Annotated in this window: 18 protein-coding genes and 2 tRNA genes; 11 read left to right on the top strand and 9 right to left on the bottom strand. The window is 65.6% G+C overall.

Translation table 11 applies throughout. From position 1 onward, the window contains the following. Positions 1-79: 79 nt before the first annotated feature. Positions 80-1,258 carry an N-acetylmuramoyl-L-alanine amidase gene (locus NWF22_RS10105; RefSeq protein WP_160901592.1) on the top strand — a complete coding sequence of 393 codons (1,179 nt, stop codon included), beginning with the start codon at positions 80-82 and terminating at the stop codon, positions 1,256-1,258. Positions 1,259-1,295: 37 nt separating this feature from the next. Here NWF22_RS10105 and NWF22_RS10100 read toward each other — a convergent pair whose 3' ends face one another. The 9 genes from NWF22_RS10100 to rpmH all read right to left on the bottom strand — a co-directional run bounded on the left by NWF22_RS10100 (position 1,296) and on the right by rpmH (position 8,894). Next, positions 1,296-2,129: a hypothetical protein gene (locus tag NWF22_RS10100; RefSeq protein WP_160901591.1), complete on the bottom strand. Its 834-nt coding sequence runs from the start codon at positions 2,127-2,129 to the stop codon at positions 1,296-1,298. Positions 2,130-2,270: 141 nt separating this feature from the next. Beyond that, positions 2,271-3,341 (bottom strand): ParB/RepB/Spo0J family partition protein, encoded by a 1,071-nt coding sequence (locus NWF22_RS10095; RefSeq protein WP_160901590.1) that lies wholly within the window; start codon positions 3,339-3,341, stop codon positions 2,271-2,273. Between the two features lie 176 nt (positions 3,342-3,517). Then, on the bottom strand, positions 3,518-4,465 hold the full coding sequence (locus NWF22_RS10090) for a ParA family protein (RefSeq protein ID WP_160901589.1): 948 nt from the start codon (positions 4,463-4,465) through the stop codon (positions 3,518-3,520). Positions 4,466-4,608: 143 nt separating this feature from the next. Further along, a complete protein-coding gene (rsmG, locus tag NWF22_RS10085; protein WP_160901588.1) occupies positions 4,609-5,355 on the bottom strand; it encodes a 16S rRNA (guanine(527)-N(7))-methyltransferase RsmG in 747 nt (248 codons plus the stop codon). Positions 5,356-5,569: 214 nt separating this feature from the next. Beyond that, positions 5,570-6,316, bottom strand: coding sequence for a Jag family protein (locus tag NWF22_RS10080; protein ID WP_160901587.1), 747 nt, complete (start codon positions 6,314-6,316; stop codon positions 5,570-5,572). 126 nt (positions 6,317-6,442) lie between these two features. After that, on the bottom strand, positions 6,443-7,795 hold the full coding sequence (yidC, locus tag NWF22_RS10075; protein WP_160901586.1) for a membrane protein insertase YidC: 1,353 nt from the start codon (positions 7,793-7,795) through the stop codon (positions 6,443-6,445). Positions 7,796-7,798: 3 nt separating this feature from the next. Then, positions 7,799-8,134 (bottom strand): membrane protein insertion efficiency factor YidD, encoded by a 336-nt coding sequence (gene yidD, locus NWF22_RS10070; RefSeq protein WP_202398494.1) that lies wholly within the window; start codon positions 8,132-8,134, stop codon positions 7,799-7,801. A gap of 50 nt (positions 8,135-8,184) precedes the next feature. Beyond that, positions 8,185-8,697: a ribonuclease P protein component gene (gene rnpA / locus NWF22_RS10065; protein ID WP_160901584.1), complete on the bottom strand. Its 513-nt coding sequence runs from the start codon at positions 8,695-8,697 to the stop codon at positions 8,185-8,187. A 53-nt stretch (positions 8,698-8,750) separates the two neighbouring features. Continuing rightward, on the bottom strand, positions 8,751-8,894 hold the full coding sequence (rpmH, locus tag NWF22_RS10060) for a 50S ribosomal protein L34 (protein ID WP_006337454.1): 144 nt from the start codon (positions 8,892-8,894) through the stop codon (positions 8,751-8,753). 494 nt (positions 8,895-9,388) lie between these two features. On the opposite strand from rpmH, the gene dnaA reads away from it, so the two are divergent. The 10 genes from dnaA to NWF22_RS10010 all read left to right on the top strand — a co-directional run bounded on the left by dnaA (position 9,389) and on the right by NWF22_RS10010 (position 21,565). Then, positions 9,389-10,921 carry a chromosomal replication initiator protein DnaA gene (gene dnaA, locus NWF22_RS10055; protein ID WP_160901583.1) on the top strand — a complete coding sequence of 511 codons (1,533 nt, stop codon included), beginning with the start codon at positions 9,389-9,391 and terminating at the stop codon, positions 10,919-10,921. Positions 10,922-11,444: 523 nt separating this feature from the next. Then, positions 11,445-12,608 (top strand): DNA polymerase III subunit beta, encoded by a 1,164-nt coding sequence (dnaN, locus tag NWF22_RS10050; protein WP_160901582.1) that lies wholly within the window; start codon positions 11,445-11,447, stop codon positions 12,606-12,608. A 48-nt stretch (positions 12,609-12,656) separates the two neighbouring features. Continuing rightward, the gene (gnd, locus tag NWF22_RS10045; protein ID WP_160901581.1) at positions 12,657-13,580 is read left to right on the top strand and encodes a phosphogluconate dehydrogenase (NAD(+)-dependent, decarboxylating); all 924 of its coding nucleotides are present in this window, start codon (positions 12,657-12,659) and stop codon (positions 13,578-13,580) included. A gap of 1 nt (position 13,581) precedes the next feature. Next, positions 13,582-14,775: a DNA replication/repair protein RecF gene (gene recF, locus NWF22_RS10040; protein WP_160901580.1), complete on the top strand. Its 1,194-nt coding sequence runs from the start codon at positions 13,582-13,584 to the stop codon at positions 14,773-14,775. Further along, entirely contained in the window at positions 14,772-15,326 is a 555-nt protein-coding gene (locus NWF22_RS10035) for a DUF721 family protein (protein ID WP_160901579.1), read from the top strand. The genes recF and NWF22_RS10035 overlap by 4 nt, the downstream gene beginning before the upstream one ends. Positions 15,327-15,646: 320 nt before the next feature. Further along, positions 15,647-17,683 (top strand): DNA topoisomerase (ATP-hydrolyzing) subunit B, encoded by a 2,037-nt coding sequence (gene gyrB / locus NWF22_RS10030; protein ID WP_160901578.1) that lies wholly within the window; start codon positions 15,647-15,649, stop codon positions 17,681-17,683. A 47-nt stretch (positions 17,684-17,730) separates the two neighbouring features. After that, positions 17,731-20,235: a DNA gyrase subunit A gene (gyrA, locus tag NWF22_RS10025; protein WP_160901577.1), complete on the top strand. Its 2,505-nt coding sequence runs from the start codon at positions 17,731-17,733 to the stop codon at positions 20,233-20,235. Between the two features lie 65 nt (positions 20,236-20,300). After that, positions 20,301-21,149, top strand: coding sequence for a DUF3566 domain-containing protein (locus NWF22_RS10020; RefSeq protein WP_258321378.1), 849 nt, complete (start codon positions 20,301-20,303; stop codon positions 21,147-21,149). A gap of 204 nt (positions 21,150-21,353) precedes the next feature. Further along, positions 21,354-21,427, top strand: a tRNA-Ile gene (locus NWF22_RS10015). 62 nt (positions 21,428-21,489) lie between these two features. After that, a tRNA-Ala gene (locus NWF22_RS10010) sits at positions 21,490-21,565 on the top strand. The last annotated feature ends 625 nt before the right edge of the window (positions 21,566-22,190 follow it).

The following is a 22,190-nucleotide window of genomic DNA, read 5'->3' as shown; positions in this document are numbered from 1 at the left end:
GCCGGTGTGCGGCGCGGATCGGCGCACGACGCGCCGGCACCACGCCGCCGGGCCGCACCGAACCGATGAGGAGTTGCTGATGCCGATGTTCCGCCTCGGGGACCATGGCTCAGCCGTGGCCGAGATCCGCAACATCCTCGTCGGACTCGGGCTCCTCACCGCGACCCCCGCCCCGGAGTCACTCTCGGGCACCATCAGCGGCTGGACGCCACCCGAGGCCGTCTTCGACGACGCATGCGACCGGGCCGTCCGAGCATTTCAGCAACAACGCGGTCTCATCGTCGACGGTGTCGTCGGCCCGGCCACCTACCGCGTGTTGCGCGAGGCCTCCTACCAACTCGGTGCGCGCGTACTGCTGTATCGCCTCTCCGCACCGATGGTCGGCGACGATGTGGCCACCCTGCAGGGTCGACTGCAGAATCTCGGCTACTACACGGGCCTCGTCGACGGCACCTTCGGCGAAACCACCCACAATGCGGTGTGCCTGTATCAAGGCGAATTCGGCCTGTCCTCGGACGGCATCTGTGGTCCGGCGACACTGCGCTCCCTGGAACGACTCGGCACCCGCGTCACCGGTGGCTCTCCGCACGCCATCCGCGAGGAAGAGCACGTGCGACGGTCCGGACCCCAACTCTCCGGCAAGAAGATCTTGATCGACCCGGGTTCCGGTGGGCTGCACCACCTGTCGACCGGAGCCCGGGCCGAGGCGGAGTCCGCGGTGCTGTGGGATCTCGGTTCGCGGCTCGAAGGACGGATGGCCGCGGCCGGCATGGAGACCTTCCTGTCCCACGACGGTCGCGGGCGGCCCGGCGACGACGAACGCGCCCGCGTCGCCAACATGGTCGGTGCCGATCTGATGGTCTCCTTGCGCTGCGGTCATTACCCCAGTGAACTGGCCCACGGCGTCGCGTCGTTCTACTTCGGCAACTCACACGGTTCGTATTCCACCATCGGCCGCAATCTGGCCGGCTTCATCCAGCGCGAGATCGTGGCACGGACCTCACTCACCGATTGCCGTACCCACGAGCGCACCTGGGAAGTGTTGCGGCTCACCAGGATGCCCGTCGCGCTCATCGACGTCGGCTACATCACCAACTCGGCAGACGTCGCACTCCTCAACGACGCCCAGACGCGCGACGTGATCGCCGAGGCCATCCTGGTCGCCGTGAAGCGCCTGTACCTGCTGGGCAACGACGATCGCCCGACCGGCACGTACACGTTCGAGGAACTGCTTGCCGCGGAACGTCTTTCGAGCTGACAAGCGGTAGTTCCACAGCTACTCGACGGCACCTCGGTCAGTGGCGACGGCCGACCGGCACCGCGGTACGCTCGCGGCCGGCCAGATCCAGCGCTGCCATCACCACCAGCTTCTCCAGAGCGTGTTCCACCTCGTGCTTCCACCCGAGCCCCTCATCGAGTTCCAACCGGAATCGCGGGAACCGGGGGTGTGACGCGATCAGATCAAACCCGGAGTCCTTGAGGAAGTCTGCATCGATCATGCACCGCAGACACAGACCCACCTGCGGGCTGTCGTGCATGGCGCGGGTGATCTCGACGATAGCTTCGTCGGCCCACAGCCGCATCTCCTCGGACATGCTCTCCAGGGCGCCGAGTTCGGCGACAGCTTCGGGCTCGGCCGGCGCCGGCGTCGGCTCGCTGTGCGGTCCCGATTCCTCCGGTGTAATCCGGACCAGACCGAACGCCTCGATCGCCCGCACCCCTCGTCGCACCAGATCCGTCACGACGCTGTCGAGCAGAATCGGCGCGGCCTCCTCGAATCCGGGCTCGGTCCGAATCGAGGTCAGCAGCACCGCGTCGGCACTCACCGGTGAGGTGGGGAAGAGGGTCGACCGCGGCACGCGCCGCGGCGGGGCATAGAAGGCATTGCCGACCACCTTGCCGGTCTGGCCGTCGATCGCGACCTGGGCGCACGTGCCCCACTCCAGCAAGACCCCAGAGATCCAGGCTTCCTTGTCGAACTCACTCTCGAACGAACCGAAATCACCGAAGATGCTCTTCTCCGCCTCCCGCGTCGACCCCGGATCCACTTCCCAGAACACACACCGACGGGTGTGGAGCGGTAGCGAGTCGAAGGACTCGAGATCCAGGCGAGTGACCGCGAGGCTCATACCGCCGGCCTCCCCGAGGAATGTGAGGTTACGCCGAAAGTTATGTGCGCCAAGAGCTTTCGTGCTTTCACCATCGTCCTCGCTGCTGAAGTGTCACTGTGACGTAACAACCGGGTACCTGCGGTTGGAAAAATCACATGGTCACGAAGTTCCCCGCGGATCGATCACGCCCACGATCCGCTCGAGATCATCCACGGAGCCGAACTCGACCACGATCTTTCCCTTTCTCTTCCCGAGACTGACTGTAACTCTCGTGTCCAGTCGATCCGAGAGCCGCTCCGCAACATCCTGGAGACCCGGCATCTGCATCGGCTTGCGCTTGACTGGTCCGGTCGGGGAGGACGGCTGATCGTCGCCGCGGTTGGCGAGCGTGACGGCCTCCTCGGTGGCACGCACCGACATGCCCTCGGCCACGATGCGGGCCGCCATCGCTTCCTGCGCCTCGCTCCCTGTCTCCATCGAGAGCAACGCCCGGGCATGGCCGGCCGACAGTACTCCCGCCGCCACGCGCCGCTGCACCGGAATCGGCAGCTTCAGCAGCCGGATCATATTGGTGATCAGCGGTCGTGAGCGACCCAGACGGTTCGCGAGTTCCTCGTGGGTGACGCCGAACTCATCGAGCAACTGCTGATAGGCGGACGCCTCTTCCAACGGATTGAGCTGAGCACGATGAATGTTCTCCAGCAGTGCGTCGCGCAGCATGTCGGCATCGGCGGTCTCACGCACGATTGCCGGAATGGTGTCGAAGCCCGCCTCTTTGCTGGCCCGCCAGCGGCGCTCACCCATGACGAGCTCATAGGTCACCCCCTCGTCGGTCGGTGCCGGCAGTGGCCGCACGACGATGGGTTGCATGAGCCCGAACTCTTTGATGGAGTGCACCAGCTCGGCGAACGCCTCTTCGTCGAAGACCGTTCGCGGCTGCTTGGGATTCGGCTGGATCTGTACCGGTGGGATCTCGCGGTACACGGCGCCGACGTCTTCCGAGACGAGCGCCTCCCCGTCGACACCGTCGATACGATCTGCCGAAGCGGGTGCCGACGATGTTCCGCCAGGGGGAGTGGCGGCCGAACCCTTGCCGATCACCACATCCGCAGCAGCGGACCCCAGTCTGGGTCCCGACGGTGCGTCGCCCTCCGGCGGCCCGGTGGGGATGAGCGCGGCCAGGCCACGACCGAGGCCGCCGCGCCGTTGTGTGGTTTCTCGCTGACTCACTGTTGTCCTCTCCCTGTGTTCACCGTGAAACCGTTCGCGGTGAGTTCGCGGTGACACCGTCGGCCGTGATGCCGTCGAACGCGACCTTCATGGTGCCGGATATTATCCCCACGTCGAGCTGCAATTCCCGGCCGCATCGACCGCTCCGCACCGACTGTGGATAACCCTCCGGATGTTCATACCGTCGCACCGCGCAGCGCGATCTCGCGGGAGGCGTCCAGATAGCTCATCGCTCCACGTGATCCCGGGTCGTACTCGATGATGGTCATCCCGAAGCCCGGCGCCTCGGAGACCTTGACGCTGCGGGGAATGATCGTGTTGAGCACGGTCGCACCGAAATGCCGGCGCACTTCCTCGGCGACCTGATCCGCAAGCTTGGTGCGCCCGTCGTACATGGTCAGCACCACGGTCGACACATGGAGGCCGGGATTGAGATGCGCCTGCACCAACTCGATGTTGCGTAGTAGCTGCCCCACACCCTCGAGCGCGTAGTACTCGCACTGGATCGGGATGAGGACTTCCTTGGCGGCGACCATCGCGTTGACCGTCAGCAGACCCAACGAGGGCGGGCAATCGATCAGGACGTAGTCGATGCCCAGATCGGACAACGCGCCTTCATCTATGGCGTTGCGCAGACGATTCTCCCGCGCCACGAGTGAGACCAACTCGATCTCGGCGCCGGCCAGATCCAGGGTTGCCGGGACGCAGTGGAGACGGTCGTTGTTCGGACTCTGCTGAATGGTCTCGCGCAGCGACACCTCGCCGAGCAGCAATTCGTACACCGACGCGATGTCCGGCGCGCGGTGGTCGATACCGAGCGCGGTGCTTGCGTTGCCCTGCGGATCGAGATCGATGACGAGGACTCCGAGGCCATGCAGCGCGAGCCCGGCAGCGATGTTCACCGTGGTGGTTGTCTTGCCGACCCCACCCTTCTGATTCGCGATGGTGATGATGCGGGGCGATGGAGGATGGGGGAGCTCACCGGCACCACCGGGCGTCAGCACCTGACTCGCGCGCGCTGCGGCAGCCGCAATCGGGGTGTCATCGAACCCGGGGACCGAACTTGGGGAGGGGCTTGCCTCTGAGGTTGTTTCACGTGAAACGCTTCGGTCCTGTTCGACCACGCCTGGACTCCTTCGCCCGACTTCGTATCCATTGACACCGTGGTCGATCTGACCGCCCCCGGTGTCGGCGACATCGGCGGCTCCCGACCGATCCCCAGCCTGCCGTCCATTCTGCGCCCTTCGCCGACTCCACACCAATCCGGTCACCCCTTCCGATCTGACCGACGCGCACGTCGCTTCGCCACCCGACCGGCACCCGGCCTCTTCGCCTGTTTGCCGCCTGGTCCGTCGTCGTGCTTGCGACCGATGACGACGGTGGTCGGTATGTCCAGTACCCCGCTGCCGCACTGTTGCACGTGCAGATCGACGATTCCGTGACGGCGCGCGACACCGGCGTCGCGCTCGATCTCGTCGGCCGCCGATGATCCCTTGATCGCGACCAAGCGGCCGCCGTCCCGGATCAGGGGAGCGGACCACTTCGACAGCCGCTCCAGGGGAGCGACGGCGCGGGAGGTCACCACGTCGGCGCCTGCGATATCCGCACGCACCGCCTTCTCCTCGGCGCGCCCTCGGATCACCCGCACATCGAGATCGAGATCAGCAACCATCCGATCCAGGAAGTCACTCCGACGAAGCAACGGCTCGACCAACGTTATCGACAGGTCGGGTCGGGTCAGCGCCAGCGGAATACCCGGCAGGCCCGCGCCGCTGCCGATGTCCACGACGCTCTCGCCGCTCTCGATGACCTCGCCCAGCACCGCGCAGTTGAGTATGTGTCGTTCCCATAGCCGCGGCACCTCTCGGGGACCGATCAGGCCGAGAAGAACCCCGTCCGTCGCCAACGCAGCACAGTAGCGTTCGGCCCGATCGATGGCGGGCCCAAAGACCTCAGACGCCGCGGCCGGTGCGGATGGGATCTCTCCTTCGTCGACGCGTTTCACGTGAAACATCCTCTCACTGCTCTGACTCTCTCCGGTCGCGCCATAGCCTGTTTCACGTGAAACCTGGGCGTGAAGGTTTCACGTGAAACGTACCCAAGTCGCGGAGCCATCGACCTCTCCCTTCGAACTACCTCGCCGTGCGAACTACATGAATGTGATTCTCCCCGGAGACGACGAAAGTCCCGGCCGCAACCGGGACTTCTCGTCGGGGTGGGGATGGCCGTCACGCAGTCGGCAGTACCACCACGCGCCGCTTCGGCTCAGCACCCTCGCTCTCGCTGACGACGCCGTCGACAGCCGCCACCGCGTCGTGCACGATCTTCCGTTCGAACGGGGTCATCGGGTCGAGCGCCTCACGTTCACCGGAGTCCAGCACGCGCCGCGCCACCTCGGCCCCGAGGCGGGCCAACCGGTCGCGGCGGTCGGCGCGCCAGCGTGCGATGTCGAGCATCAACCGGCTTCGCACACCGGTTGACTGCTGAACCGCCAGTCGGGTGAGCTCCTGCAGCGCGTCGAGCACTTCGCCCTTCCGGCCCACCAACCTGTCCAGATCGTCGCCGCCGTCGATGCTCACAACTGCGCGATCGCCATCGACGTCCAGATCGATGTCTCCGTCGAAGTCCAGAACGTCGAGCAACTGCTCGAGGTAGTCGCCGGCGATCTCGCCTTCCTCGACCAGCCTGTCCTCTTCCGCCAGATCATCGTCATCGGAGTCATCGTCCGAATCGGCTGTCGCATCAGCATCGGCCGCAGCCTCGGCACTGTCGTCCGAGTTCTCGTCAGACACATCGTTCGTGTCGGCGGCTTCCGAACCGGACGTCTCCGTCACGTCGTCGGACGACCCGGTGCTGGTTGCCTCCGCCACCGACTTCGCCGCGTCGGTCGACACATCCGACGACCCGGTGTTACTGGTCGCCGAGTCCTCGATCTCCCGGACCTGCTCGTCATGCGCAGCAGTCTCTGCTGTCATCTCACTTCCACCTAACTGTGCTTCTCAACCAAACGTCTACGTGCCACTCGGGGGGAGGGGAGTGGACCACCCTTCGGTCCTCACTGCGCCGGACTCGTTCGCCGAGACGTCACGTGAGGCCGAACGTCAATGCCGGCCGCCGGGCCGACCACCCTTGCGCCGACGTGATCCGCCCTTTCGGTTCTTCGCCGCGACGTGCGCGGTGCCCGACTTCTGGGTTCCGGGCTTCTTCACCGTCTCGCTCCCGGAGCCGCCACCAGAGGGCCGCTGACTCCCGGCGGCATCCGAACCCGACGTAGTCGTGCCCGACGACGCGCCCGAAGACGTCGACTCAGCTGTCTCCGCGTCCGCCGCCGAGCCACTCTCCGCGGACGACTCCTCGCTCGCGGTGGCCGTGTCCGACGGCGCAGCGGTCGAGTTGGACTTCGATTTGTCGAGACCCAACATCCGCTGCAGCCCGGCGAGTGGTCCGGCCGTTCCCGCGGCCGTCGCCGTCGTTGCCGGCACGTCGTCGTCAGCGGCGACGACCTCACCGTCGACCGTCGCGGCCTTTTTCGAACGATCGGGACGCGCACCCGGCTTGGGTGCATTCGCCTTGAGCTTCTCCTGTTTGAGCCGTTTCGCTTCCTCTTCTTCCCGCTCGATGCGGCCGAAGACGATGTGCTGCTGGGCGTAGGTCCAGAGGTTGTTGCTCATCCAGTAGAGGAGGATCGCCACCGGGAAGAACGCGCCGGTCACCAGGATGCCGAGCGGGAAGATGTAGAGCGCGAGCATGTTCATCATGCGGGTCTGCGGGTTCTCCAGGGCCGCTTCGGGCTGGCGGGCGACAGAGGCGCGCGAGTTCATGTGCGTGGCGATCGACGCGATGATCATCATCGGGATCACCACGACGGCGATCTGGGTACGGGTGAAGTCGATCGGCGACCCCGGTTCCACGAACGCCTGGAACTCGCTGACCGGCTCGGTGATGTACGACGAGAGCGGCACGCCGAACAGACGGGCGTCGAGGAAGTTCTGTACCAGTTCGGGGCTGAACGCGTAGTTGCCGAGCGAGCGCGTCTCCTCGGCGGTCATCCCCGGCTGTCCGAAGCCCGTGGCCATTCGGTTGAAGGATCGCAACACGTGGAACAGACCGATGAAGACCGGAATCTGCAGCAGCATGGGCAGGCAGCCGAGCAGGGGATTGAAGCCGTGCTCGCGCTGGAGCTTCTGCATCTCCTCGGTCATCTTCACGCGATCCTTGGCGTACTTCTTCCGGATCGCCTGCAGCTGCGGGTTGATCTCCTGCATCTTCTTCGTGGTGCGGATCTGCTTCACGAACGGCTTGTAGAGGATCGCGCGCAGCGTGAACACCAGGAACACCACCGACAGCGCCCATGCCACTCCGTCGCCGCCTGGTGAGTCCGGCGTGACATGGCTGAACAGCCAATGCCAGACCCACATGATCCAGGAGACCGGGTAGTAGATGAAGTTCAGCACGGGTCAGTTACCCCTAACCTCGGACGGTGTCGATTCCTCGACAGATCGTTCACTGGTGACGGTTTGTTCGGCGGTGGTGAAGAGATCGCGGAACCCTCGTTCCGGAACCGGGTCATAGCCCGGCTTGTGCCAGGGCCCGCATTTGAGCAGTCGCACCACCGACAACCACCCTCCGTAGAGGAACCCGTGTCGAGTCAACGCTTCCACCGCGTAGCCCGAACAGGTGGGTTCGAAGCGGCACGTCGGCAGACGCATCGGGGACACCCAGGTGCGGTAGAGCTCGATGAGGAAGATGACCACTCGACGCGGCAACCGGTGGATCCAACGCGCCGGCGACAAATGGGCCGATTCCGGCGGCGTTCCGGCGGCGTCGCGCTCAGGCGTCTCGGTCACGGTGCCACCCGGGCCTGGCGACGAGTGGACACGCGCTCGTCGAAGGCCGCACGGACCCGTCGTCGGGCCAGCGCCTCGGTGATCTGCACGGCCAGCTCGGGGCTGCCGAGAACGGCCGAGGAGGGACGTGCGCGGATGACCATCATCGTCTCCGGGACGGGGAACCGGTCGCAGACGTCGGCGAACGCGGCACGCAGCCGACGCGCCACTCGATGCCGGATCACCGCATTCCCGACGGCCTTGCTGACGATCAGACCCAACCAGGGACCGCCGACTGTGGCCGGCCCTGGCGTCCGTTCACCATGGGTTCGTCGAGCAGAGGTTCGTCGAGCAGAGGTTCGCTCAGCAGAGGTTCGCTCGCCGGCCGACCCGTCGTCGGGGTCGGATGGGAGCGAGGTGTCCAGCGGGAGCACATGGATGACGAGATCACGCGTCGTCACCCGCACCCCGCTCTTCAGCGTGCGATCGAAGTCGGATCCACGTGAGATCCGATGTGTGGCAGCCACCATCGATACGACGAGCCGGCGGTGGGAACGCCACCGCCGGTGACATCGAAGTGGACTCAGGCCGTGAGCTTCGCGCGGCCCTTGCTACGGCGACCGTTGACGATGGCCCGTCCGGCGCGGGTACGCATCCGCAGACGGAAACCGTGCACGCGTGCGCGACGACGGTTGTTGGGCTGGAAGGTCCGCTTGCCCTTGGCCATGAGTGACTCCTTGTGCTCTTGTGTGATCTCACGCCGACAGCACGCGCGAACCACATCCCTGGTTGGTGGTCTGCTGATCCCGGTGCGGTGCCGAACTGACGCCGGATGGATGACCGGTGGCCATCACGCAAATCCGTCACCTGGATGACCAGTCGAGACTACTGAGTACGGCACCGCAAATCAAACGGGCCGATGGCAAGCACCCACACGCGTGACACCGCCCACAGGGGCCCACTCCACACACCGTGCCGACCGATTCATCCGATCGATTGCCCCATTCACTTTGTCGGGCGCGCTGCACTCTGTTAACTTCGGCGCAGGCTCAACAAAGAGACGATTCAGTGGACTCCCTCCTGGCCGGCCCGAGAACTCGAGATACCCCCAGATCTGTACACAGCTGTGGACAACTATGTGGACAACTCCCGACGGGGTGCGGCATGGTGACATCCTCGTGACCGACGATGGTCGTAGTTCCGTAGGAGGGGTGCAGCACCGTGGTGAGTGATCGCGATTCGTTCGGCGAAGTGTGGCAGAGCGTGGTCGCCGAACTCAACGACGACGCCTCGGCCCACCACCACGAACCACTGACCCGCCAGCAGAAGGCCTGGCTGTCGCTGGTGCAGCCGCTCACCCTCGCCGAGGGGTTCGCACTCCTGACGGTCCCGACCCCGCTGGTGCAGGAACAGATCGAGCGCAATCTGCGCGACACGATCCGTTCGGCGCTCAGCCGCCATCTCGGCCAGCCGGTGGATCTCGGTGTGCGGATTGCCACGCCCATGGTCGAGGAACCGGTTGCCGAGCCGGCCCCCGCGGTCGCCGATCACGGTGATCACGCGCCGCTACACACCACCGGCCCGGTCGGTCCCTCCCCGGCATCCCCGTCCCCCACGGCCCCGTCCGGATTCGACGGTCGACCCGATCGGATGAGTGCCGGGTCCGACACGTCGGACTGGTCGACCTACTTCGCCGAACGACCCACCGCAGGGCAGTCGCCGTCGAGTGCCAACCTGAGCCCGAAGTACACCTTCGACACCTTCGTCATCGGCGCGTCCAACCGCTTCGCGCATGCGTCGGCGGTGGCCGTGGCCGAGGCGCCCGCCCGTGCCTACAACCCGCTGTTCATCTGGGGAGAGTCCGGGCTCGGCAAGACCCATCTGCTGCACGCCGCCGGCCACTACGCCCAACGGCTGTTCCCCGGGATGCGGGTGAAGTACGTGTCCACCGAGGAATTCACCAACGACTTCATCAACTCGTTGCGTGACGACCGTCGGGTCGCGTTCAAACGACGCTACCGCGACGTCGACGTGCTGCTCGTCGACGACATCCAGTTCCTGATCGGCAAGGAAGGTATCCAGGAGGAGTTCTTCCACACCTTCAACACCTTGCACAACGCCAGCAAGCAGATCGTGGTGTCGTCGGACCGTCCGCCCAAACAGCTTGCGACACTGGAAGATCGGCTACGTACCCGATTCGAGTGGGGACTCATCACCGACGTCCAGCCGCCCGACCTCGAGACCCGCATCGCCATCCTGCGCAAGAAGGCCCAGATGGACAACATCGCGGTGCCCGACGACGTGCTCGAACTCATCGCGTCGAAGATCGAACGCAATATCCGTGAACTCGAGGGCGCCCTCATCCGCGTCACCGCGTTCGCCTCACTCAACAACGCCGAACTCGACAAGTCGCTCGCCGAGGTGGTGCTGCAGGCGCTGCTGCCCAATTCCGGCACCCTCGAGGTCAGCGCGGCCAGCATCCTGGCCATCACCGCCGAGTACTTCGACATCTCCGTGGAGGAGTTGCGCGGCCCCGGCAAGACCCGCTCGATTGCGCAGGCCCGGCAGATCTCGATGTATCTGTGCCGCGAACTCACCGACCTCTCGTTGCCGAAGATCGGCGAGACGTTCGACCGCGACCACACCACGGTGATGTACGCCGAACGCAAGATCCGCAAGGAGATGGCCGAGCGCCGCAAGGTCTACGACCACGTCCAGGAACTCACCGCTCGCATCAAACAGCGCGCGAGCTGACCGCCTGCGCCGACAACTCTCGACTCGAACCACAGACTTTGTCATTCCGGGATCCCTCCGATCCCGGCCTCGTCGTGCCCCGGAACGGCTATGCACCAGCTGTGGATAACGCTCGGGATAACTGCGGATCCCATGTGTACCGAAAGTGGACAGCGCTGGAACGGTCTGCGGCGCGCCCACAGGCAACCGGATCCCCTCACCAGTTGTCCACCAGAGATCCACACCCACCCATGCCCGATGACCTGCACGAGACTGCGGCGGTGCACAGATCCACAAGGCCTATTACTGAGATGGATCCCTCTCTGAAGAGAATCTTTCAAAAGAAGATCTTGTGCACAGACACCATCGACGTGTGATTCCGCCGAGGTCTGGGCGCCCCCGGAGTTCGCCCCATTGGCTTCCCGTCTGGCAGGCTCGTTCTACAGTTGGAATCCCATCAGCAAATCCCACCGACGTCATAGCGCTCGGCGGACGACGGTGGGTGTGGCGAGAGCAGCTGAACAGAGAAGGGCAACCACCCAGCATGAAGTTCCGTGTCGCACGTGACGAGTTCGCAGATTCCGTTGCCTGGGTGGCCCGCAGCCTGCCGGCCCGCCCGCCGGTGCCGGTGCTCGGTTGTGTGGTGCTGACCGCCGAGAACGGGCTGGAGGTCTCCGGGTTCGACTACGAGGTCTCCGCGCAGGAATCCATCGGCGCCGAGATCGCCGAGCCGGGCAAGGTGCTGGTGTCGGGGCGTCTGCTCGCCGACATCACCAAGGCGTTGCCCAACAAGCCCGTCGATGTGAGCCTCGACGGCTCCCGGGTGGCCATCAGCTGCGGCAGCGCGAAGTTCTCGTTGCCGACCATGCCCGTCGAGGACTATCCGGAGCTGCCCACGCCGCCCTCGGTTACCGGCACCATCCCCGCCCAGGTGTTTGCCGAGGCCATCGGACAAGTCGCTGTGGCCGCCGGCAAGGACGACACCCTGCCGATGTTGACCGGCGTCCGGGTGGAGATCGACGGCAACCGCGTCGTCCTCGCCGCCACCGACCGCTTCCGCCTCGCCGTTCGCGAGCTGGAATGGCAGCCCACCGGCGCCGACACCTCCGGCGCGGTTCTGGTCCCGGCCAAGACGCTCTCGGAGAGTGCCCGCACCGCCGGCTCGGGCACCGGCGAGATCTCGTTGGCCTTCGGTGCCGGGTCGAGTATCGGGGGCGAAGGCATCATGGGCATCCTCGGCGAGACCAAACGCAACACCACCCGGCTGCTCGACGCCGAGTTCCCCAAGTTCCGTCAGCTGTTGCCGGCCAGCCATACGGCGATCGCCACCATCGACAGCGCCCCGCTGCTCGACGCGATCAAACGTGTGGCGCTGGTCGCCGAGCGGGGCGCGCAGGTCCGGATGGAGTTCAGTGAAGGTCTGCTGGTGCTCACCGCCGGCGGCGACGAGGCCGGCAAGGCCGAGGAGGAGCTGCCGGTGCAGTTCCACGGCGAGCCGCTCACCATCGCGTTCAACCCCGGCTACCTGCAGGACGGCCTGTCCGCGATCGGCGTGCCGACCGTCGACTTCGGTTTCACCACCCCCAGCCGACCGGCGGTGCTGCGGCCTTCGACCGGTGAAGAGCCCGTCGCCGACGAGTCCGGCGCGTTCGTCGCTCCGGACAGTGTGTTCACCTACCTGCTGATGCCGGTACGCCTACCGGGCTGATCCGACCGCGCTCCGGCCGCAGCTCCGCACCGACCGAAGGAACGTCACATGCAACTCGGACTCGTGGGCCTCGGCAAGATGGGTGCCAACATGCGCACCCGCATCCAAGAGGCGGGGCACCAGGTTGTCGGCTACGACCCGCGGCCGGAGGTCTCCGACGTCGCCACCCTGTCGGATATGGTGGCCGGGCTCGACGCACCCCGCGCGATCTGGGTGATGGTGCCCTCGGGAGAGCCGACCCGGACCACCATCGCGCAGCTCGCCGAGCTCCTCGAACCCGGCGACGTCGTCGTCGACGGCGGCAACTCCAAATACACCGACGATCACCCGAACTCGGAACTGTTGGGCGGCAACGGCGTCGGTTATGTCGACTGCGGCGTCTCCGGCGGCGTGTGGGGACTGCGCAACGGATACGGCCTGATGGTGGGCGGCTCCGACGAGGACGTGACCCGGCTGATGCCGATCTTCGACGCACTGCGCCCACCCGGGGAACGCGCCAACGGCTTCGTGCATGCCGGCCCGGTCGGCGCCGGCCACTACGCCAAGATGGTGCACAACGGAGTCGAGTACGGGCTGATGCATGCCTACGGTGAAGGGTACGAACTGCTCAGCGCCGAACCGCTGATCACCGATGTGGAGGGCACCCTGCGGGCGTGGACCACCGGCACGGTGGTGCGGTCCTGGCTGCTGGAGTTGCTTGTCCGAGCACTCGATGAAGATCCCGGACTCGCCGAGATCTCTGACTACACAACCGATTCCGGCGAAGGACGGTGGACGGTGGAGGAGGCGATCCGACATTCGGTGCCGGCCAACGTGATCTCCGCGGCGCTGTTCGCACGGTTCGCTTCCCGTCAGGATCAGGGATCGCCCGCTCTGAAAGCGGTGTCGGCACTGCGTAATCAGTTCGGCGGGCACTCGGTCAAGGACACTTCGGGACGCTCGTTCGGCGAAACCGGCACCCCGACGACCTGACGTGTTCGTCCGGGAACTGTCCCTGCGCGATTTCCGGTCGTGGCGGGAGATCGATCTGACGCTCCGCCCCGAGCCCACCATCTTTGTGGGGCGCAACGGATTCGGAAAGACAAACCTGCTCGAGGCGGTCGGCTATCTGGGTACCCTGCGGTCCCATCGGGTGAGCACCGACGCACCACTGGTGCACAGCGGAATGTCGTCGGCCACGGTGACCGGCACCGTGGAGAACCTGGGGCGCGAGCTGACGGTGCAGCTGCAGATCAACGCCGAGGGCGCCAACAAGGCCACCGTCAACGGCGCTCCGTCCCGTCGCAGCCGCGACATCCTGGGGATCCTGCGTTCGGTGATGTTCGCACCGGAGGATCTGCTGTTGGTGCGCGGCGACCCGTCGGATCGTCGACGGTTCATCGACGAACTGGTCGCCCAGCGCGGACCGCGTTGGGCCGCAGCACGTTCCGACTACGACCGGGTGCTTCGGCAACGGTCGGCGTTGTTGAAGACCGCCGGATCCGCGCTACGCCGGGGCGGGTCGGAGGCCGAGTCCGTGATCAGCACACTCGATGTGTGGGACGGGCAACTCGCCGATCTCGGCGGGCAGGTCACCGCCGCCCGGATCGAGGTGCTGCGGCAACTGTGTCCGCATGTGACCGCGTGCTATGCCTCGATCGCGCCGCATTCGCGGCCGGCGACGATGCGTTACCGGGCCGCGGCCGGGCCGGATGTGGTGGCCGCCGACGATGCACCGGTCTCCGCCGAAGAGATCGGGGCGATCCTGTTGGCGCGGCTGGCCGACCTGCGCGACAAGGAGATCGACCGCGGTGTGAGTCTGGTGGGGCCGCACCGCGACGACATCGACATCGTCCTCGGCAACGAGGTGGCCAAGGGTTTCGCCAGCCACGGCGAGTCCTGGTCCTTGGCGCTGGCCCTGCGGCTGGGTTCGGTCGAGCTGGTGCGCGCCGAGGGCATCGAACCGGTGATCATGCTCGACGACGTGTTTGCCGAACTCGACGCCCAACGTCGTGCCCAACTCGTCGCCTTCACCGAGTCCGCCGAACAGCTGCTGATCACCGCGGCCGTCGGCGAGGACATCCCCGACACGATCGGTGGTCGCCGGGTGTCTGTCGGGGTCGTGGAGGAGAATGGCACCCGGCACTCGGTGCTGACCGAACAGACTGCAGGGGAGGGCGGTGCATGAGCGAGTCGACCCCGCCGGGGCAGGGACAACCGGCCCACTCGTCGGGCTATGAGCTGGCCCGACAAGCGTTGGAAGAGGCGCGCGCCGCAGCGCGCGCCGCAGGTAAATCCGTCGGCCAGGGTCGGTCGTCACCGACGAACGCACGCCGCCGCCCGGCCGGCCGCCGCCGCAGCTGGTCCGGATCCGGGCCGGACGCGCGGGATCCGCAGCCGCTCGGTCGCCTCGCCGGCACGCTGGCGCGGGAGCGTGGGTGGGAGTCGCAGATCGGGCAGGGCACTGTCTTCGGTCTCTGGGAGCAGATCGTCGGTGCCGACGTGGCCGCTCACGCTCACCCGACATCGTTGCAGGACAACGTCTTACACATCGCCGCCGAATCCACCGCGTGGGCCACCCAGCTGCGCTACATGCAGGGTCAGATCCTGGTGAAGATCGCCGGTGCCATCGGTGATGGGATGGTCACCAGCCTGCGGATCACTGGTCCCAAGCAGCCGTCCTGGCGTAAGGGACCCAGGCACGTCTCCGGTCGCGGACCGCGCGACACTTACGGCTGATCACCCGGCCGCCGTGGCGGCCGCGATCTCGGGGCCAGCCAGCGTTCGCCAGACGGAAGAATCTGGCGTCATCCACAATCGGACCGGCATCTTTCGAAAAAAATCGATCTACGCGGTTGTTAGCGGCCCCGGATACCCGTTCCTGGTCGGGTCAGGCAGTAGTATGTAGGGAGTTGTCCCGACAGGGGTGGACACACCCGGGCCCAACGCCCGGACTGCATACCGATTCTCGTCCGCGCGAGGCGTGCGGATGACATCGTCGTGTGTCCAGTGTCTGCGTCTGCCGGGTTTCACCGAGACAGAAGGAGCGGACGCACCTCGTGGCCGACAAAGGTAAGTCCAAGAAGCCGGGCGAGTACAGCGCTGATTCGATCAGCATCCTGGAAGGTCTCGAGGCCGTTCGCAAGCGGCCGGGTATGTACATCGGTTCCACCGGTGAGCGGGGTCTGCACCACCTGATCTGGGAGGTTGTCGACAACTCGGTCGACGAGGCCATGGCCGGCCACGCCTCCAAGGTGGAGGTCACGCTGCTCGAAGACGGTGGTGTCCAGGTGGTCGACGACGGCCGCGGCATCCCGACCGACATGCACAAGACCGGTGTGCCGACCGTCGAGGTCGTGATGACCCAGTTGCACGCCGGCGGCAAGTTCGACTCCGATGCGTATGCGGTCTCCGGTGGTTTGCACGGTGTGGGCATCTCGGTGGTCAACGCTCTGTCGACCCGTGTCGAGCTGGAGATCGACTACGGCGGTTTCCACTGGGAACAGCACTACGACCACGCCAAGCCCAGCAAGCTGGAAAAGGGTGATGCCACCCGCAAGACCGGCACCACCGTGCGGTTCTGGCCGGACGCCGACATCTTCGAGACCACCACGTTCAGCGCCGAGACGGTGGCGCGACGCCTGCAGGAGATGGCGTTCCTGAACAAGGGACTGACCATCACGCTGACCGACAACCGGCTCAGTGACGAGGCCGCGGTGGCCGAGGCCGAGATGGACGAGGACAGCGCCGAGGCCGCGGAGACCATCAAGTCCGAGGTGGAGAAGGCGCAGAAGGCTGCCAAGGTGCGCACCCGCACCTATCACTACCCCGATGGCCTGGTGGACTACATCAAGCATCTGAACCGGACGAAGAACGCCATCCACACCTCGGTGGTCGGCTTCACCGCCAAGGGCACCGGCCATGAGGTGGAGATCGCGATGCAGTGGAATGCCGGCTACTCCGAGTCGGTGCACACCTTCGCCAACACCATCAACACCCACGAGGGCGGTACGCACGAAGAGGGCTTCCGCGCGGCGTTGACCAGCACCGTCAACAAGTACGCGGTCGACAAGAAGCTCCTCAAGGAGAAGGACGGCAAGCTCACCGGTGACGACATCCGGGAGGGACTGGCCGCGGTCATCTCGGTGAAGGTCGGCGATCCGCAGTTCGAGGGTCAGACCAAGACCAAACTCGGCAACACCGAGGTCAAGAGTTTCGTGCAGAAGACCTGCAACGAGCACCTCGCGCACTGGTTCGAGGCCAACCCGGCCGAGGCGAAGATCATCATCAAGAAGGCGGTGGACTCCGCGCAGGCGCGGATGGCTGCCCGCAAGGCCCGAGAACTGGTGCGGCGCAAGACCGCGACGGATATCGGCGGACTGCCCGGCAAGCTCGCCGACTGCCGCAGCAACGACCCCACCAAGTGTGAGGTCTACATCGTGGAGGGCGACTCCGCCGGTGGTAGTGCCAAGTCGGGTCGCGACTCGATGTATCAGGCGATCCTGCCGATCCGCGGCAAGATCATCAACGTCGAGAAGGCACGCATCGATCGAGTCCTCAAGAACACCGAGGTCCAGTCGATCATCACCGCCTTCGGTACCGGTATCCACGACGAGTTCGACATCGCCAAGCTGCGCTATCACAAGATCGTGCTGATGGCCGACGCCGACGTCGACGGCCAGCACATCGCGACCCTGCTGCTGACGCTGCTGTTCCGGTTCATGCGTCCGCTGATCGAGCACGGCCACGTCTACTTGGCGCAGCCGCCGCTGTACAAACTGAAATGGCAGAAGACCGAACCCGAATTCGCCTACTCCGACCGGGAACGCGACGGCCTGCTCGAGGCCGGCCGCGCCGCGGGCAAGAAGATCAACACCGACGACGGCATCCAGCGCTACAAGGGTCTCGGCGAGATGAACGCCAAGGAACTGTGGGAGACCACCATGGATCCCGCGGTCCGTGTGCTGCGCCAGGTGACCCTCGACGATGCCGCCGCCGCCGACGAACTGTTCTCGATCCTGATGGGTGAGGACGTGGCCGCCCGCCGCAGCTTCATCGCCCGCAACGCCAAAGACGTTCGCTTCCTGGACGTCTGACGGCTCAGCCGTCCTGCGTTACCAGTGACCTCTGAGAAGGATTCTTCATGACTGACACCACACTGCCCCCCGCCGGGGGAGAGGGCGACCGCATCGAACCGGTCGATCTCGGCCAGGAGATGCAGAACAGCTACATCGACTACGCGATGAGCGTCATCGTGGGCCGTGCGCTACCCGAGGTGCGTGACGGTCTCAAGCCGGTGCATCGCCGCCTGCTGTATGCATCCTTCGATGCCGGCTTCCGGCCCGACCGCAGCTATGTGAAATCCGCGAAACCCGTTGCGGAGACGATGGGTAACTACCATCCGCACGGTGACAGCGCGATCTACGACGCGCTGGTGCGCCTCGCGCAGCCGTGGTCGATGCGCTATCCGTTGATCGACGGCCAGGGCAACTTCGGTTCCCGCGGCAACGACGGCGCCGCCGCCATGCGCTACACCGAGGCACGGCTCACGCCGCTGGCAATGGAGATGTTGCGGGACATCGACAAGGAGACCGTCGATTTCATCCCCAACTATGACGGCAAGACCAGTGAGCCGACGGTGCTGCCCGCGCGCATCCCGAACCTGCTGATCAACGGTTCCGGCGGTATCGCGGTCGGCATGGCCACCAACATCCCCCCGCACAACCTCAATGAGGTTGCCAACGCGGTGTTCTGGGCGCTCGAGCATCCCGACGCCGACGATGAGGCCCTGCTGTCCGCCTGTATGGATGCGATCAAGGGGCCCGATTTCCCCACCGCGGGACTGATTGTCGGCAGTCAGGGCATCAAGGATGCCTACAGCACCGGCCGCGGCAGCATCCGCATGCGCAGCGTGGTGGAGATCCAGGAGAACAAGGGCACCACCCAGCTGCTGGTCACCGAGCTGCCCTACCAGGTGAACCCCGACAACCTGATCCAGTCGATCGCCGAACAGGTCAACGAGGCAAAACTCAAGGGCATCAGCCGGATCGAGGACCAGTCCTCCGATCGCGACGGCATGCGTATCGTCATCACCCTGCGCCGCGACGCGGTCGCCAAGGTGGTGCTGAACAACCTCTACAAGCACAGCCAGCTGCAGACCAGCTTCGGTGCCAACATGCTTTCCATCGTCGACGGGGTGCCGCGCACCCTGCGCCTGGACCAGATGATCCGGCTGTATGTGGAGCACCAGATCGACGTCATCGTGCGGCGCACGCGGTACCTGCTGCGCAAGGCCGAGGAACGTGCGCATGTGTTGCGCGGCCTGGTCAAGGCGCTCGACGCGCTCGACGAGGTGATCGCGCTGATCCGCGCCTCGGCCAACACCGAGGCCGCCCGCACCGGCCTGATGGATCTGCTCGACATCGACGAGATCCAGGCCGACGCTATCCTGGCGATGCAGTTGCGTCGATTGTCGGCGTTGGAGCGGCAGAAGATCATCGACGAGTTGGCCGAGATCGAACGCGAGATCGCCGACTACAAGGACATCCTCGACAAGCCCGAGCGTCAGCGCGCGATCGTACGAGACGAACTGAAAGAGGTCGTCGAAAAGTACGGCGACGAGCGACGCACCCAGATCATCGCCGCGGACGGAGACGTCAGCGACGAAGACCTGATCGCGCGTGAAGAAGTGGTCGTCACGATCACCGAGACCGGTTACGCCAAGCGGACCCGGTCGGATCTGTATCGCAGCCAGCGACGCGGCGGCAAGGGTGTGCAGGGCGCCGGCCTCAAGCAGGACGACATCGTCAAGCACTTCTTCGTCAGCTCCACCCACGACTGGATCCTGTTCTTCACCACCAAGGGCCGGGTCTACCGGGCGAAGGCCTACGAGCTGCCCGAGGCCAACCGCACCGCCCGCGGTCAGCACGTGGCGAACCTGCTGGCCTTCCAGCCGGAGGAGCGGATCGCCCAGGTCATCCAGCTGCAGACCTACGAAGACGCGCCGTATCTGGTGTTGGCCACCCGCAACGGGCTGGTCAAGAAGTCGCGGCTGGAGGACTTCGATTCCAACCGGTCCGGCGGGATCGCGGCGATCAATCTGCGCGGCGACGACGAACTGGTGGGGGCGCAGCTGTGCAGCGCCGACGACGACCTGTTGCTCGTGTCGAAGGTCGGGCAGTCGATCCGCTTCCACGCCGACGACGAGGCGTTGCGTCCGATGGGGCGGCAGACCTCCGGTGTGCAGGGCATGCGGTTCAACGGCGAGGACGAACTCCTGTCCCTCAACGTCGTCCGCGATGGCACCTACCTGCTGGTCGCGACCTCCGGCGGGTACGCCAAGCGCACCGGCATGGACGACTACCCGGTGCAGGGCCGCGGCGGCAAGGGTGTACTGACCATCCAGCACGACCGGCGCCGCGGCGAACTGATCGGTGCGCTGATCGTCGACGACGACTCGGAGCTCTACGCGATCACCTCCGGTGGCGGCGTCATCCGGACCGGGGCCAAGCAGGTCCGCAAGGCGGGTCGGCAGACCAAGGGGGTGCGCCTGATGAACCTCGAAGAGGGCACCACCGTGATCGCGATCGCGCGCAACGCGGACGAGCCGGAAGAAGATGCCGGCGCCTCGGCGGGTCCCGCCAAGTAGTGGCCGGATCCGGCCATCGGTAGCGGTTAGTGTGGGTCCTACGACCACCGAATGAGGGAATGCCAGTGAGCTCACCGAACACACCGGACGACAAGAAGCCGACCAACGGGGACTCCGGTCCGCACGCGGCCTCGAGTTCGGGGCCGCAGGGGACCGCTCCGGGTGGCCTCGTGCCGCCGTGGCAGCGTGGACCCAACGGGACCGGGCATCAGTCGGAGGCACCGAACGGGAACTCGCGTCAGCCCGGCCCGCCGCCGCGGGGCATCGTCAGCGCCACCGCGGCGGCCAGCATGGCCGGTCAGCAGGCACCGATCACCAAGCTCGACGACCCGCGCGAGTCGGGATCATCGACGTCGTCCTATGGCGCGGCAGCGACCAAAACCGACTCGGGTGAGAAGTTCGTGGAGTCGCCGACCCGGCACATCGACCGTGACTCCCTGCCGGGCGAGAAGCTGCCGAACCTCGATGCCATCCACCATGTGAACGAGCCGAAGCCGGCGGCACCCACACCCGCTCCGACGCGATCGTCGCCGGCCGAGATCGGTGCGCGGCCGCTGCGCGCGGCCGTGCAGTTGCGGCGCATCGATCCGTGGGCGACGTTCAAGATCGCGGCGGTGCTGTCGGTGGCCGGCTTCCTCATCTGGATGATCTCGGTTGCCGTGCTGTATCTGGTGCTCGACGGCATGGGCGTCTGGGAGCAGGTGAACAGCTCCTTCGGCACCCTGGTCACCGCCGACGGGTCCACCAGCGAGGGCGACATCATCGGTGCGGGAGCGGTGTTCGGCTGGGCCACGCTACTCGGCGCGATCAACGCGATCCTGCTGACGGCCCTGGCCACCATCGGCGCCTATATCTACAACCTGTGTGCCGATCTCGTGGGCGGCGCCGAGGTGACTCTCGCCGACCTCGACTGATCCCACCGCCGGTCCTCGGGTACGAGTGGTCCCCTTCTGGATGTGCAGAGGCGGTTCCTTTCCGGTGGTTGAGTAGCCTGCGAGCCGCTAGGCGAGCATGCGTATCGAAACCACCACCACCCGTACAACCTAGACCCCAACCCCCCCTGACCACCCGTTTTGCTCCCACACCACCCCGTCGGGTAATCTCTGTCTTCGGTTCACGGGCCTATAGCTCAGGCGGTTAGAGCGCTTCGCTGATAACGAAGAGGTCGGAGGTTCAAGTCCTCCTAGGCCCACTGCGAGAGGTGTGTTGCACACCCGATTCGCACACCCAAGACCGGTTGTCTTCAGCTGGCGCGGGGCCTTAGCTCAGTTGGTAGAGCGCCGCCTTTGCAAGGCGGATGTCAGGAGTTCGAATCTCCTAGGCTCCACCACATTCGTGCTCCACGTCATCCACCTCGATTCGCTGAAGCCACCTTGCAACGGAAGCAAGGTGGATTCGTCGTTTCGGGGTATCTGCGATCAGAAGGATCAGGCCGTCGGTCACGTGGTGTACGCGGTTGTGACCTCGTGCCCTGCGCGTATTAGGTTCGACGGGCTGCAATCAATTCGATGGGGGTCGTTTGATCATGGGTAAAGCTCTTGTCTCCGTTCTGGTCGCCGCGTTCGGGGTGCTGGCAGTTGGCCAGGAGTCGAAGCTCTCACTTGCAGTCTGGTGATGCCTATCACACTCGCTTGGGTCACGTGTCCTCCAGACGAATGAATCTGGGCTTGTGCCCGCGCGAGACCGCCTTCCGGATACGGGCAAGGGTGCGTGGGCGTGGCACAATCCGCACCAGAGGTCATGCACAACACGGCGTGAGGGGCGTCGTTCGGTAAGGTGCTGCACAGCTTCGTCGGGGGGTGAATTCTGGATGGCTGGTGTCGGGGGTAGCGCGCGTCGTAGCGTGCCGACCCGCTGCGGTCCGGCTCTGTTTACGCGGATTGCTCGTCGCGTCCAGAAGGCTCCGCTCAGGAGTGTGAGCGCCTCATGACTGGCGATCAATCCGAGTGGTTCGA

This window comes from Gordonia mangrovi, assembly GCF_024734075.1.
Classification (GTDB): Bacteria; Actinomycetota; Actinomycetes; order Mycobacteriales; family Mycobacteriaceae; genus Gordonia; species Gordonia mangrovi.
This window is presented reverse-complemented; position numbering and strand designations above follow the sequence as displayed.